The 15,308-nt window shown below is 55.2% G+C and carries 11 protein-coding genes and 1 pseudogene; 10 read left to right on the top strand and 2 right to left on the bottom strand.

Going from position 1 to position 15,308, the window contains the following annotated elements; all coding sequences use genetic code 11:
• Positions 1-11 precede the first annotated feature (11 nt).
• Together I9187_RS21890 and I9187_RS07990 are read right to left on the bottom strand one after the other, a co-directional pair.
• Positions 12-1,313, bottom strand: a pseudogene (locus I9187_RS21890) (GH1 family beta-glucosidase); the annotation flags it as partial.
• Between the two features lie 6 nt (positions 1,314-1,319).
• On the bottom strand, positions 1,320-2,351 hold the full coding sequence (locus I9187_RS07990) for a substrate-binding domain-containing protein (RefSeq protein WP_171176947.1): 1,032 nt from the start codon (positions 2,349-2,351) through the stop codon (positions 1,320-1,322).
• Positions 2,352-2,569: 218 nt separating this feature from the next.
• On the opposite strand from I9187_RS07990, the gene I9187_RS07985 reads away from it, so the two are divergent.
• The 10 genes from I9187_RS07985 (at position 2,570) to I9187_RS07940 (ending at position 15,234) form a co-directional block, all read left to right on the top strand.
• Positions 2,570-3,928: an ABC transporter substrate-binding protein gene (locus tag I9187_RS07985; protein WP_171176949.1), complete on the top strand. Its 1,359-nt coding sequence runs from the start codon at positions 2,570-2,572 to the stop codon at positions 3,926-3,928.
• Positions 3,929-3,983: 55 nt separating this feature from the next.
• Positions 3,984-4,991 carry a sugar ABC transporter permease gene (locus I9187_RS07980; protein WP_171176951.1) on the top strand — a complete coding sequence of 336 codons (1,008 nt, stop codon included), beginning with the start codon at positions 3,984-3,986 and terminating at the stop codon, positions 4,989-4,991.
• Positions 4,992-4,994: 3 nt separating this feature from the next.
• The gene (locus I9187_RS07975; protein WP_171176953.1) at positions 4,995-6,143 is read left to right on the top strand and encodes a carbohydrate ABC transporter permease; all 1,149 of its coding nucleotides are present in this window, start codon (positions 4,995-4,997) and stop codon (positions 6,141-6,143) included.
• Between the two features lie 9 nt (positions 6,144-6,152).
• Complete coding sequence (locus I9187_RS07970) at positions 6,153-7,808, top strand: alpha-glucosidase (RefSeq protein ID WP_171176955.1); 1,656 nt, start codon at positions 6,153-6,155, stop codon at positions 7,806-7,808.
• Between the two features lie 3 nt (positions 7,809-7,811).
• Complete coding sequence (gene ugpC, locus I9187_RS07965) at positions 7,812-8,894, top strand: sn-glycerol-3-phosphate ABC transporter ATP-binding protein UgpC (protein WP_171176957.1); 1,083 nt, start codon at positions 7,812-7,814, stop codon at positions 8,892-8,894.
• Positions 8,895-8,974: 80 nt separating this feature from the next.
• The gene (locus tag I9187_RS07960; protein ID WP_209509368.1) at positions 8,975-9,724 is read left to right on the top strand and encodes a sugar phosphate isomerase/epimerase; all 750 of its coding nucleotides are present in this window, start codon (positions 8,975-8,977) and stop codon (positions 9,722-9,724) included.
• On the top strand, positions 9,724-10,764 hold the full coding sequence (locus tag I9187_RS07955) for a LacI family transcriptional regulator (protein WP_171176961.1): 1,041 nt from the start codon (positions 9,724-9,726) through the stop codon (positions 10,762-10,764). Before I9187_RS07960 ends, I9187_RS07955 begins: the two co-directional genes overlap by 1 nt.
• Positions 10,765-10,791: 27 nt before the next feature.
• Complete coding sequence (locus I9187_RS07950; RefSeq protein WP_171176963.1) at positions 10,792-11,541, top strand: basic amino acid ABC transporter substrate-binding protein; 750 nt, start codon at positions 10,792-10,794, stop codon at positions 11,539-11,541.
• Between the two features lie 64 nt (positions 11,542-11,605).
• Positions 11,606-13,252, top strand: a complete 1,647-nt coding sequence (locus tag I9187_RS07945) for an amino acid ABC transporter permease (RefSeq protein ID WP_171176965.1) — start codon at positions 11,606-11,608, stop codon at positions 13,250-13,252.
• The gene (locus I9187_RS07940) at positions 13,249-15,234 is read left to right on the top strand and encodes a beta-galactosidase (RefSeq protein ID WP_171176967.1); all 1,986 of its coding nucleotides are present in this window, start codon (positions 13,249-13,251) and stop codon (positions 15,232-15,234) included. Before I9187_RS07945 ends, I9187_RS07940 begins: the two co-directional genes overlap by 4 nt.
• Positions 15,235-15,308: the final 74 nt, after the last annotated feature.

The following is a 15,308-nucleotide window of genomic DNA, read 5'->3' as shown; positions in this document are numbered from 1 at the left end:
TTCTGCCCCTCTGAAAGGGCGGATTTCAGCGCCGCGAACGACGCTTTGGGCGTTCTTTCCAGAGTTTCAAAATCCACGTCCACCAGTCCAAACCTTTTCTCGTACCCGAAGGCCCATTCGTAATTGTCCAGCAGAGACCAGACAAAATAGCCTTTAACCGGAACACCTTGTGCCAAAGCGTCCAGCACGGCTGCAAGGTGTGTATCAAGATATTCGATACGGTCCTCATCCCGCACGCGCTCTGCGCTCGCCATTCCGTTTTCGGTGATATAGATTGGTAGCCCGCCCGTATAGTCCTTCTGTGCTCGAATAAGAAATCGGGTCAGGGCGGAAGGGTCAATTTCCCACCCCATCTGCGTTTTTGGCAGTGGTCCGGGAACATCGGTCAAACTGGGCCACGCGGTATCGCTCGGGGCAATCAACTTTCGGGTGTAGTAGTTCAACCCGCACCAATCGACCTGAGTCCCAATCGTTTCAAAATCGTCCTGCCAACCAGATGGCAAGTGTGGCTCAAGCCCATCCAACACCAGTTTGGGGTACTGTTTCTTGAAGACGCCACCAAGAAAGAACCGATTGTAAATCGCATCATACCGGTCCGCAGCAAGCCGCGCCTCGACGCTGTCATCGGCCGGGTCTGCCCATTCGAGGTTGAACACCGCGCCCAGATTGCTCATCCCAAGACTACGCATGGCCTGAATGGCGCGACCATGCGCCAGCAAAACGTGATGCATCGCGCGGGCCGTTGCGCGGATGTCGCGCAGGCCCGGGGCGTGATGACCTTCGAAATGGCTTAGCCAGCTGACACACCATGGCTCGTTGATCGGTGCGGCACTGTACATCCTGTCCCCGATGCGGCCCATGATGACCTCGGTGAAGTCTGCAAACCATCCTGCAATGTCGCGATTGCGCCACCCCCCCTGGTCCGCCAGGGCCGAGGGCAGCTCCCAATGATACAAGGTTACGCAGGGCCGTATTCCGCGTTCCAGCAACGCGTCGGCAAGTCGATCATAGTAATCCAAACCGGCCTGATTTACCTGCCCGCGACCTTCCGGCATCACCCGCGCCCAACTGGTTGAGAACCGATAGCAGTCAAACCCCGCCTCGCGCACCAGATCGAAATCCTGTTCGAACCGGTTCAAATGATCACAGGCGAGATCGCCATTTTCTCCACGAACCACGTTTCCAGGTGAGGCCGCAAACGTATCCCAGTGTGTTTGCCCGGCACCACCCTGTGCATGCCCTTCGATCTGATAAGCTGAGGTTGCGACCCCGAAAAGGAAGTCTTTTGGGAAGTCAGAGCGAGTGTATTTCATTCTTTGTTACGTCCTGTTGGGCACAGGGCCAGTTGAGCGTCCGACAACCAGTTCAGCCTCCAGCAATTTGGATTTGGCCGCATCATCGGGGAACTTGATCCGTTCAATTAACATCTCTGCCGCCATTTCCCCGGCGTGACGGACGGATGATCGGGTTGCAGTGAAAATAGGAACGTCTTGACCGTTCTTCAGATAAGACAAGTCGTCGTCATGCGCTATGACCGAAACATCGCGCCCCATCTTCAAGCCCGCTTCATCCAAGGCACGCCTTACTCCTATGGCGGAAATCATCGAGGACGCCAATATGGCGGTTGGCGGATTCTCAAGCTGCAACATACCTCGCGATTCGTGATGGCCATACACTTCCGTCATCTCTGCGCTGCGCATCAGTTCGGGATCGGCGGCAAGGCCAGCTTGCTTGAGCGCTTCCAGATACCCGGCGCGTCGGCGCTGTGCGAAATCCATATCTTCCAGGCCATTGATCAAGGCGATCCGGCGATGACCCAAATCAATCAAAAACCGCGTCGCCCGTAGAAACGAGCTTTTGTTGTTCACGTCGATCCAGTCGTAAGGCGTATCTACGCCAGTCGAACGCCCATGCACGATGAACGGCACGCCCATGCGTTTCAGAACAGCGATCCGAGGCTCATTTACTTTCGGCCCCTGCAGGACAACGCCATCGACCGCACCCCGCTGAAAAAGACTGCGATAGGCTTCTTCGATCGAAGTGTCGTCGGCGTTGGTAAACATCAAGTCGTAGCCATATTCCGCATATTTCCGCGCGGCACCGGCAACAAAGTCGCCAAAGATGGGGTTCACCATTTCATGCTGCGACGAACTGGGGATCACATGACCGATGACCATGGATCGCCCTGTCGCCAGCCCTTTCGCCCGGCTGTTGGGGCGATATCCATGTTTTTGCGCGGCGGCTTGCACACGTACACGCGTTCCTTCACTGACCTCCGGATATCCGTTCAGCGCGCGGCTCACCGTTGTTTGCGAAAGGCCCAGGATTTCCGAGAGCTGCTTCAGGTTCATTTTGCTATTCAAAGCGCCTTCAATTATCTGCAACATTTGTTGTGTGGCCAATTTGAGCGCCCGTCAACTTGTTTTACCGTTATAGCCAAATTTATTAATATTTTCAGCATAAGGCAGCAAATGATTGACAGAATGAAAGTGTTAGCGGATAACACGTCGCATCCAAAGCGCTTTGAAAGTGAGTCTTTAAGCGCGTGAAAATTCGGGAGGAGGATTAGATGAAACACTCGCTTTATGCAGGTGCGGCGATGTTCGCCCTGATGGCTGGGTCGGTTCAGGCGGAGGGTGAGTTGATCCACGCCGCAGGTGAAGGCAGCTTTGACTGGGACGGGTTCCAGGCCTTTGCCGATGCTAACGATCTGTCCGGGGAAAGCCTGACCATCTTTGGCCCCTGGCTAGCGGGTGAGGGCAAATCCTTTGAGAACCTTGTTGCGTATTTCGACGAAGCAACAGGCGCAAACTCCAGCTACGTAGGTTCAGATTCGCTTGAGCAACAAATCCTCATTGATGCAGCGGCGGGCTCGGCGCCGAACCTGACAGTGTTTCCACAGCCTGGTCTGGCGGCAAACCTTGCGAAGCAGGGGTACCTGACGCCACTTGCGGATGGGTCTGCTGACTGGATCAAAGATAACTTTGCTGCAGGTCAGTCCTGGGTCGATCTGGGCACGTTCGAGAATGATCAAGGCGCTGCCGAGTTCTATGGCTTTTTCTTCAACGTAAACGTCAAGTCTCTGGTTTGGTACATCCCCGAGAACTTTGAAGATTTTGGATACGAAGTACCGGAGACCATGGAAGAGTTCAAAGCTCTGATGGACCAGATGGTCGAAGATGGCGAAACCCCATTATGCGTTGGTCTGGCTTCAGGAGGCGCAACCGGTTGGCCTGCGACTGACTGGGTAGAAGACCTGATGCTGCGCACTCAGCCACCGGAAGTTTATGACCAGTGGGTGTCGAATGAGATGAAGTTTGACGATCCTCGGGTGATCGCCGCAATTGAGGAATATGGCAGCTTTACCCGCAACGACGACTATGTTGTCGGGGATGCAGACGACACTGCCGCGATTGACTTCCGCGACAGCCCCAAGGGTTTGTTCGACAGCCCCCCGGCCTGCATGATGCACCGCCAAGCGTCGTTTATTCCGGCGTACTTCCCTGAGGGCACCGAATTGGGCGTTGATGCTGATTTCTTCTATTTCCCGGCATATGCCGAAAAGGATCTGGGTACTCCGGTACTTGGGGCGGGAACGCTGTTTACAGTCACCAACCCAAACCCTGCCGCCGAAGCGTTCATGGAGTTCCTAAAGACACCCTTTGCGCATGAGATCATGATGTCGCAAGACGGCTTCCTGACACCGCATCTTGGTGCGAACCCCGAAAACTATTCCAACGACACCCAGCGCGGGCAGGGTGAAATCCTGACCAATGCCACCACCTTCCGCTTTGACGGGTCTGACCTGATGCCAGGTGCCGTTGGTGCCGGTACCTTCTGGACCGGGATGGTAGATTATTCATCGGGTGCAAAAGACGCAGCCACCGTGGCCGGCGAAATCCAGTCGTCCTGGGACGCAGCCAAGTGATCAACCGCTGGGGCGGTCTTAGGATCGCCCTGCTTGCCAAACGGATGAGCGCACCATGACACCGGCACTTCAAGGCCTGCTGACGATCGCCATCGGCGTGTCGGGTTGCGTGGGCTATTTCTACCTCTCCAACCAGTTTCTAGACAAAGTCCTGTTCCCGCCGCACGGGCCGAATGCGGGGCGCAACATCAACCGGGCCAACATGATCCGGCCATGGCTGTTTCTGTTCCCTGCGCTTGCTGCGCTGGGGCTGTATCTGGCCTATCCGGTTGTTGAAACACTGCGCCTGTCAATCACGGAGCGTGTGCCCGGCGGCGGGTACAAATGGGTGGGTCTGGACAATTACTCACAGATGGCGGCTGAGCCCAAATTTTGGGAGGCCATGCGCAACAACATGTTTTGGCTGATCGTCGTACCAGCCATGTCCACAGCCTTTGGTCTGCTTGTTGCGCAACTGACTGACCGGATCCGCTGGGGCAACTTCGCCAAATCTCTGATCTTCATGCCGATGGCGATTTCTTTTGTGGGCGCGTCGGTGATCTGGAAACTGGTTTATGATGCGCGTCCTGCAGAACAAGACCAGATTGGCATCCTAAACGCGCTCTATATCTTTTTCGGTGGGGCCGAACCGCAAACCTGGCTGACGGTCCCGTTCTGGAACAGCTTTTTCCTGATGATCGTTTTGGTCTGGATTCAGACCGGTTTTGCCATGGTCATCCTGTCGGCTGCTCTGCGCGGTATCCCCGAAGAAACCATCGAAGCAGCCATTCTGGACGGCGCGAATCCGTTCCAGATTTTCTTCAAGATCAAGGTGCCCCAAATCAAAACAACAATCCTTGTTGTTTGGACGACAATCACAATCACCGTGCTCAAGGTCTTTGACATCGTTTTTGCCATGACCAACGGCCAGTGGGAGACACAGGTGCTGGCCAACTACATGTACGACAAGCTGTTTCGGGCAAATGACTGGGGCGTCGGATCAGCCTCGGCCATGGTGATTATGCTGCTGGTTGCTCCGATCCTGGTGTGGAATGTGCGCAACGCCCGCAAGGAGATGGAGTAAGCCATGAGCGATATTGCTGGAACCAAACCCGCGCTCAGATGGGTTGTGCACCTTTCGGTCATCTTTCTTGTGGTGTTGTGGGTCATTCCAACTTTGGGTCTGTTGGTCTCGTCCTTTCGGACAGCCGACCAAATCTCATCAAGCGGGTGGTGGCGATCGCTGTTTCCATCCGAGCAGAATCTGACCCTTCGCAGCGCCGCGCCTGAAACACAGGCGTTGGAAAACGGGTTGTATGTCATTGAGGGCGCGCTGTTCAGCGCGGATGAGCAAGCCACAATTTCGAGATGGGGTATCAGCTCGCGTGATGTGGATGCCTTTGAGCCCGGTCAAACGGTCGAGCTACGCCGAGGCGGCACCATCACCGTCGATGCCGTTGGAAACTATCGGATGGAAAACACCGAAGAGTTCACCGGAAACCGCGGCGCGCGTATCTTTGTGACGGCCGAGTTGCCGCCTGAGTTCACCTTGGACAATTACCAGAAAGTTCTTCTGGATCAGAGTAGTACGGACAGTATGGCCAAGGCGTTCTTCAATACGCTGACCGTGACGATCCCGGCAACAATCATCCCGATTCTGGTTGCCGCCTTTGCGGCCTATGCGCTGGCCTGGATGGATTTTCCCGGTCGGGCGCTGTTGATCGCGGCGGTTGTTGGGCTGTTGGTTGTTCCGCTTCAATTGGCCCTGATACCCTTGCTGAAATTCCACCTGAATATCGGCATCGGCAAGGGTTATCTGGGCGTCTGGCTGGCACATACCGGGTTCGGGATGCCCCTGGCGATTTATCTGCTTCGCAACTACATGGCCGGATTACCGCGTGACCTGATCGAAAACGCACGCGTCGACGGCGCCACCGAGTTCCAGATCTTTACCAAGCTGATCCTGCCGCTCAGCTTCCCGGCGCTGGCGTCTTTCGCGATCTTCCAGTTCCTTTGGACATGGAACGACCTGCTGGTTGCGAAGGTCTTCCTGATCGATGCGACCGGCCAGACAACTGTGATGACCAACCGCATCGTCGAGCTTTTGGGGACGCGTGGCGGCAACTGGGAAATTCTTGCGACCGCCGCCTTTGTCTCAATCTTTGTGCCGCTGGTCGTTTTTTTCGCAATGCAAAAATACCTGGTCCGGGGCCTTCTGGCCGGATCTGTTAAATAGAGGCGTCTGATGAACGTGCAGAACAACCTTGAACACAGCAAAGCAACAAGACTGTCTTCGGATTGGTGGCGAGGAGGGGTGATCTATCAGATCTACCCGCGGAGTTTTCAGGACAGCAACGGCGATGGGGTCGGTGACTTGAAAGGCATCACCGCGCGACTGGACTATATCGCGTCGTTGGGTGTTGATGCGATCTGGATCTCACCGTTTTTCAAGTCACCAATGAAAGACTTTGGATACGATGTCAGCGATTATCGCGATGTCGATCCCATGTTCGGAACGCTGGAGGACTTCAAAGAGCTTCTGGATCAGGCGCATGCCAAAGGACTGAAAATCATGATCGATCTGGTTCTGTCGCACACGTCGGACCAGCACCCTTGGTTCAGCGAAAGCCGCAGCAGCCGTGAGAACCCGAAATCCGACTGGTATGTGTGGGCTGACCCCAAGCCGGATGGCACACCACCAAACAACTGGCTGTCGATCTTTGGCGGCTCGGCGTGGCAATGGGACTCTCGTCGCCTGCAGTACTATCTGCATAACTTCCTGACATCGCAACCGGATTTGAATTTCCATTGCCCGGATGTTCAGGATGCTTTGCTGGACGTCGCACGGTTCTGGCTGGATCTGGGCGTAGATGGCTTTCGGTTGGACACAATCAATTTTTACTTCCATGACAAGGAATTGCGCGACAACCCAGCCCTGCCAATGGATCAGCGCAACGCGACGATCGCACCAGCAGTCAACCCGTACAACCATCAGGACCACCTGTATTCGAAAAGCCAACCCGAGAATATTGCATTCCTTGAACGGCTGAGGGCGCTTACGGACGAATACGAAGGCCGTGCGTGTCTGGGCGAGGTCGGCGATGCGCAGCGTGGGCTCGAGATCATGGGTGAATACACCTCGGGCGATCAGCGGATGCACATGTGCTATGCGTTTGAGTTCCTCGAGAAACGCGCGTTGACTGCCAGTTACACCAAACATGTCTTTGACCAATTGCAGGCCAAGGCAGGTGATGCATGGCCCTGTTGGGCATTTTCAAACCATGACGTGCAACGCCATGCCTCTCGCTGGAACTTAGATGACGCCGCAGCCCGACAGCATGCGGTTCTCATGATGTGCCTACGCGGCTCGGCTTGCCTGTATCAAGGCGAAGAATTGGGCCTGCATGAAGCAGATGTGCCGTTTGAGAAGCTTCGAGACCCCTATGGCATCGAATTCTGGCCCGAATTCAAAGGCCGCGACGGTTGCCGTACGCCAATGGTTTGGCAAGCGCAGCATGAACAATCAGGCTTCAGCACCGCAGAACCCTGGCTACCGGTCAGCGTCCAACAGGCTGAACACGCGGTCGATCGGGCCGAGGTGGACCCGCAATCGATGCTGAACCACTATCGTCGCGCCATCGCGCTGCGTCATGCGCACCCGGCTCTGGCATCTGGACGTCTTTCTGAGATGAACGAAATAGGCTCAGTTTTGACTTTCATTCGTGAAGACAGCTCCGAGCAAATTTTCTGTGCGTTCAATCTCGGATCAGATCAAACCGAGATCAAAGTGCCTGACGGCAATTGGCAGACAATTGGTCAGGAACTGGGTGCCATTGACGGTGCAAATTCAATCACTCTGACGGCTTCGCAGTTCTGCCTGATGGCTCGGGAAAAGGGGTAAGGCATGTCTGAACTCAACCTTACAGGTGTCGCCAAGTCTTATGGCCCTGTTGACGTTCTGAAGAACATCAATCTCGACATTGAGCAGGGCGAACTGGTCGTTTTTGTTGGTCCTTCCGGATGTGGCAAATCCACCTTGCTGCGGATGATAGCCGGTTTGGAAAAGATCACAGGCGGGACGCTGGAGATCGAAGGGCAGGTCATGAACGATGTTCCGCCCGCACAACGCGGCATCGCGATGGTGTTTCAAAGCTACGCCCTGTACCCCCATATGACAGTGCGCGAAAACATGGCGTTTGCCCTGAAAATTGCCAAGATGCCTGCGGGTGAAATAGATGCTGCGGTAGATCGAGCCGCCCAAATTCTGCAACTCGAACCCTTTCTTGACCGTTTACCCAAAGCTCTGTCCGGCGGTCAGCGCCAGCGGGTCGCCATCGGGCGCGCCATTGTGCGCGATCCAAAGGTGTATCTGTTTGATGAACCCTTGTCGAACCTTGACGCAGCCCTTCGGGTGGCAACACGGATCGAAATTGCGCGCCTGAAAGAGGCCATGCCCGACAGTACCATGATCTACGTGACCCATGACCAGGTCGAAGCGATGACATTGGCCAGCCGGATTGTGGTTTTGGCCAACAAGGGTATTGCGCAGGTGGGCACGCCGCTTGAACTGTATGAGACGCCCGATAACGAGTTTGTGGCCCAATTCATTGGCTCGCCGTCAATGAACCTATTACCCGGAACGATCACCGAAACGGGGGCGACAACGACTGTGGAGCTTGCGTCTGGCGGCACCGCCGTTTCCGCGATCCCAACCGAGGACAGCGATCTGGGCAAGCAGGTCAATATCGGTGTACGCCCCGAAGATTTTGTCGTGACTGACGATACCGCGATCATGACCGGAAAGGTGGATTTCACCGAGGCTTTGGGCGAGGTCACACTGTTGTACTTCGAAAAGACCACGGACGCTGAAGCGCCGATTGCCAAACTGCCAGGAGTTCAACGGAACATGCGCGGACAGACCGTTTCCGTGACCGCAGCCCCTGAAAAAGTACACTTGTTCCACAACAGCGTATCGATGCGAAAGTGAGAACGGCGGCTGATCAATGCGAAGCTTGACAACTCAACAGGTCGTATTCCACCATAATTGAAACGTTTCAATGGTGGGGAATGAGAGTTTCAGCCCAGCTTTATACAGTGCGGCAATGCGGTGATCTGACAGATCAGCTGCGTCTGGTTGCAGATTGCGGTTTTGAGGATATCGAAACCACGGGGCTGCATGAACTGAACCCGCAGCAGATGGCGGGTACCATTCATCAATCAGGTCTTAACGTTCGGTCTGCACATTTTGACTGGGAAGAGTTCGACACGCGTTTCGATGACATTGTCGAGGTCATGGACCTTTTGGAATGCCAGGTGGCCGTCATGCCTTGGCTGGCGCCCCAGACGCGGCCCGACACTGCCCGGGGATGGATGGCAGTGTCGGGTCAGTTGTCAGAATGGGCTGATCGACTAAGCGAGCACGGCATCCGTCTGGCCTATCACAATCACGACTTTGATCTGGTGGGGGCAAAGGGTGAAACGCCCCTGGATCAAGTCCTTTCGCAAGGGAATATCTACTGGCAGCCAGATATAGGTTGGTTGCAAGTTGCTGGCCTAGATGCCGTCGCAATGATCAAACGTCATGCGGACCGAATCCTGTCTATTCATGCAAAGGATGCGGATCCAGACTGTGGCACAGGTGACGAGCGTTGGCGCGATCTGGGGGAGGGCGTCGTGGATTGGGACGCTGTATTGAAGGCACTCGCAGACAGCAATTGTTCCGATTTGTTTGTCGAACATGACGAAACCTTAGATCACAGACGTACATTGAACACGGGACGGGGGTTCCTGACCGAACGTCTGATCGGGATTACCTGATGGCGCGGGCGACAATAAAATCAATTGCAAAGAAGACTGGCTATTCTGTCGGAACGGTTTCGAACGCCTTACGGGATGCGCCCTCGGTGAAACAAGAAACGCGGGATGAAATCCACAAGGCAGCGACCGCTCTGGGCTATCGGGTAAACCTTGATGGACTTAAGTTGCGGACCAATAAATCCTATCGGATTGCTGTTCTGGTCAGCGTTTCGGAAGATGCCGCTGAGGAATGGGAAGGCGTTGAATTCACACGGATTCTGGCTGGGATTTCCAAAGCGGTTCAGGGATCGCGCTATCAATTGAGTGTTTTCAGCACAAGCGGCGACGATACTGAACTGAAGACTCTGCGTTCGATCGTGCAAGAAGGGCTGGCCGATGGTGTGATTTTCTCGGGCACGCGAGTGAACGACCCGCGGATAGCGTATCTTCAGGCTGAGGCATTTCCCTTTGTCACTTACGGCATGAGTAGCAGCGACCTGCCGCATGCATATGTTGATCTCGACAGTGAGACTGCGGCGTTTGAAGCGACGGCCAGATTGATTGGCCTTGGCCATCGCCGGATCGCGTTGATTAACCCTCCGGATGACCTGGTCTATGCCTTGCAACGACGCCGGGGCTATGCCGATGCTCTGTCAGAGGGTGCGCTTGGCTTTGACCCTACGCTGATTGCGACCGGTCCAACAACAGCAGAGACCGGCCAAACGGCTTTTGCGGCACTCATGCAGTTACCCAAACCGCCAAGCGCCATCATTTGCGCCAACGAGGCGATGACCCTTGGGGCCTTGTCGGCGGCAGCAAAACAAGGGGTGAGGGTGGGGCAGGATGTTGTGGTCATTTCAAACGATGATCTGAAACTCAGCCAGTATTTCGTACCCCCGCCCAGCACCTATTATCTGCCCATTGGCGAGACCAGCCGCCTCTTGGGCGAGTTTATGCTGCAAGTCTTGGCCGGAGCCAACCCATCAGAGATTCAAAAAAAGATCAGGGCCCAATTGATCGAGCGGCAACCTGACACGCCACCGCCGGAACCGGCGATTTGACTTAGTCCAACAAAGGAGAAACCAAACATGTTCAAACATTTACTTGCAGCGGCGGCGCTTTCTGCGATGACAGCGCCTGCCGCCTTTGCCGCCGATCTGGAAGGCCGTGTGCTCAAGATCGGGACGGACGCGACATATCCACCGATGGAAACCGTGGATGAAACAACTGGCGAGATTGTCGGTTTTGACGTCGACGTCATGAATGCCATTTGCGAGCGCGTGAATTGCGTTCCGAATTTCGTCAACACGGCTTGGGACGGGATCTTCGCGGCACTTCAGCAGGGTGAGTTCGATCTGGTGATCTCGGGCGTTTCGATCACACCGGAACGGGAAGAGACCATGGATTTCTCCGAACCTTACATCGTTGTCAGCCAGGCCATTCTTCTTCAGGTCGACAATGCGGATATGACGCTGGAAGATTTCAAGGCAGGAGGCCAGAAGCTTGCGGCACAGACCGGTACGACCAACGCGCAACTCGCGGAAGAGTTGGTGGGCCGCGAGAATGTGAGTCTGTATGACAATTTTTCGGCCGCCATTCTGGCGCTTCAAAACGCCGACGTACAGGGGGTCATCATCGACGGCACCTCGGCGTCGGCCTATGAGCAGGAGTTTGCAGGCGAGTTGACCGTTGGGATCACTGGCCTGCAATCCGACCCGCTGGGCATCGTCTTTCAGGAAGGCGACCCAACCGTTGATGCCATCAACACGGGACTGGCCGCGATTCAGGACGACGGCACCTTGGACAAGCTGAAAGCCAAATACTGGGGAACAAACTGAACTCTGAACACCTTACGGCCCCGGCGGAATTTTTCGCCGGGGTTTTGACCTAGCGGAGAACCCCATGTCGCGTCTCAGCTCGATCCGCCCGAGCAACCTTGTGTTGCTCGCAGCAGCGCCATTCATCATTTACCTGTTTGCTTCCTCGTCCAAATATTTGCGATCTCTGGTCGCGATCCTAGGGATCGGCAACAACGCGGGGCCGATTTTTGTTGGGTTCTTGCTGATCCTGACCGCGGCGATCCTGGGCTATCTCTGCGCCCGCCATTCCCGGTTCCATTCGCAAGCCCCGGCCTGGTTGCGCGTGGCGGCATTGGCTGCATTTCCTGCGGCGGTTGGCCTGTCGATGCTTGCCTTTGTCGCACCTCAGATCCTGATGCCATTCGCCGAGTCGGTCTTCTTTCATGCGCTGAGTGAAAACACATCGGCACTTATCGACCGAACCAACCAGACCTGGGTGCTTTTCCCTGTGGTTGTGGCGCAAGTGCAGACTGGTTTGCAGGTCTTGCTGGCAATCTATGCGGTGATCATCGCGCTGTGCGTGTTATCCACCCGTCTGAACAACCCGTTGCGCGGCTATTCTCAACTTGGGTTTGAAATCCTGACCGGGGCCACCTTGTTCTATTTGATGTTCATGGCGCATTGGCAGTTTGCAACTGGCGTTGCCATTACATTCCGCGCGGCGATCTTTGCCTATATTTTTGCAGCGATCCTGGGGCTGATCTGGGTGGGGCTGCAATCGTTCAAACCCAAAGCGCGTACTACGATGGTTTACGGCGCAATCAGCTTGGCTCTGCTAGGAGTTTCCTCGTTTTTCTTCATGCAACCACAAGTGAATTACGTCCTTGTCGGGAGCACCGAAGCCCGCATTGCGATTGTGCGCGGCACACCACAGGCACAGGCCGATATCATCCGGTTTGGTGAATTCGAAGGCGGTGGAGAGCAGCAATACCGCATCCGCAGTGCAACAGACGCCGCAGCGGCCCTGGAGCAAATCGAAACCGTTGAAAGTGTCTCTGGCGCGTTTGTCCCCGTTCAGGCACACACGCAGGGCTATCCGGTGCTTTGGCAAACCAGCTTTTTGCCCGACAAGTACCGCAACCCGGCGCTGGCTTTTGCTGTCTTTGGCTTTTTGTTATTGACGCTGACCATTGGTGGCGCACAGCACAAACTCCACCCGCTAGCCGTTGGCGCAGAGTTCTTTGTGGATACGATCCGGGGCATCCCGATGCTGGTGATCATCCTTTACATCGGCCTGCCTCTGGCGGGTGCAGTCAAGGATGCCACAGGCGGCGGCATCGACATGACCAATATGACCCGCGGCATCATCGCCATTTCGGTCGGCTATTCAGCCTATATGGCCGAGATCTTTCGATCCGGGATCGAGGCCATACCCAAAGGGCAGTTGGAGGCAGGCAGCTCCTTGGGCTTGTCTCGATGGCAGACTGCTCGGCTCATCGTCTTACCGCAGGCATTGCGGATCGTGACCCCACCCTTGGGCAACGAATTCATAGCAATGATCAAGGACACCTCGCTGCTGTCGATCCTGTCTGTTCGTGACATGACCCAAAGGATGCGAGAGTTTCAGGCGGCAAGTTTCCTGCCTTTCGCCCCCTTCAATACGGCAGCAATTCTTTACGTCGTGATCACATTGGGTTGCGCCAGCTTCCTGAAATGGATCGAACGTCGTACCGCAAAGGATAGCAGATGAGCAAGCTTGAGCTGGGGGTTTGCTACTACCCTGAACAATGGGATCGGTCGCAATGGCAAGAGGATGCCAAGCGTATGGTCGAGATGGGGTTGGATTGGGTGCGTATTGCCGAATTCACCTGGGGCCTGATCGAACCTGCACGCGGGCAATTTCGCTGGGGTTGGCTGGACGAGGTCATTGGAATTCTGGGTCAGGCCGGGCTGAAGGTCATGATGTCGACCCCAACGGCGGCCCCGCCAAAATGGCTGATCGACGCGCATCCTGAAATCCTACCCGTCGGACCGGACGGACGAGTCAGGGGATACGGATCGCGTCGGCATTATTGCTTTTCCTCCGAGATTTATCTGGCCGAGGCAAAACGGATCGCAACCGAATACGCCAGCAGATATGGAAAGAACCCTCATGTCCACGCCTGGCAGATCGACAACGAATACAACGACCACGACACGGTACTCAGCTATTCAATGGCTGCGCGCAGCGGGTTTCAACGCTGGCTTCAGAAGCGATACGAAACAATCGACGCCCTAAACCAAACATGGGGAACCGTGTTCTGGGGATCGCTCTATTCCGGATTTGACCAGATTGAGCTGCCCAACGGTCTGGTCGCAGCCCCGAATCCAACACATGCATTGGATTTCATGCGTTATTCTTCGGACAGGGTACGTCTGTTCAACAAAGCACAGGTCGACATTCTGCGGGAACATTCTCCGGGCCGAGACATCACCCACAACTTTATGGCAGGCAGTTTCGAGTTTGACCATCACGCCGTTGCGGCCGATTTGGATGTGGTTGGCTTTGACAGTTACCCGCTGGGCAACCTGATGGGTTCGACCCTCTCCGACGATGAAAAGCGTCGCTATCTGCGGACAGGTGCGCCGGATTATCAAGGCTTTCACTGCGATTTATACCGCAGTCAGGGACGTGGGCGTATGTGGGTTTTGGAACAACAGCCGGGTCCGGTGGACTGGGCGGCTAAAAACCCTTCTCCAGCGGAGGGCATGGTACGGCTTTGGACCTGGGCAGCTTATGCGCATGGTGCGCAAGCAGTTATGTTCTTTCGTTGGCGACAAGCAAAATTCGCGCAGGAACAATATCATACGGCGTTGCTGCGCTCGGATAACAGCCCAGATCAAGCGGCGGTTGAATTGGCACAGATCGTAAAGGATCGCGAAACTCTACCATCTGCGACGCGTTCAAAGGCCAATGTGGCGATACTTTTGGATTACAGCTCAATCTGGGCTGCGGATATCCTGCCGCATGATGACGAGTTCCCAAACAGTCACATTATCCGTGAATGGTATGCCAGCCTTCGTCAATTAGGGGCAGACGTCGATTTCCTAGGCCCTGAAGATGATCTGGACGGCTATGCACTGATCCTATTGCCGCAGAGCATGATCGTCAGCGCAGACCTTGCTGCCAAGCTTTCAGATTCGGACGCGAAACTCGTGATTGGAGCCAGGTCAGGCAGCAAAACACCCCAGATGCACACACCTGCGAACCTTGCCCCTGGCACATTAACAGAGTTGACCGGCGTTCATGTCACACGCGTCGAGTCACTTCCCCTCCTGGCACAAGAACATGTGCAACTGATCAACGGCCCTCGGCACGCTTTCGTAGGTTGGCGCGAGATCGTCGAGACCAACGAAAGTGTCTTAGCGCGCTTTGAAAGCGCCTATTGCGACGGAAGCCCTGCGGTCGTGCAGTCAAACCGGGCAATATATATGGCGATGCTTCCACGTGGTGCGCTTTTGCAATCCATTTTACATCAGGCTTTGGAGTGGGCTGGCCTGAGCACACTGAACTGTGATCCCGATATTCGCATTGCCCGGCGCGGTACGTTGCATTTCGCGTTTAACTTTGGTGACACTCCCAAACCCTTGCCAGCCGGTGATCATCGTAGATTGTTGATAGGAACCGACCCGGTGGATGTCCGGGACATGACCGTTTGGCAAGAAGATGTACCCCTTAAAAAATCAATCTGAACGCGTTCCATCAGGAGGCTGGGCTAATGAATTTTCAAAACTGTCACTTTTTCACTGCCGAATTGACACAGAAA

It is taken from the genome of Ruegeria sp. HKCCE4148, from assembly GCF_017872495.1.
Taxonomy (GTDB): Bacteria; Pseudomonadota; Alphaproteobacteria; order Rhodobacterales; family Rhodobacteraceae; genus Ruegeria.
This window is presented reverse-complemented; position numbering and strand designations above follow the sequence as displayed.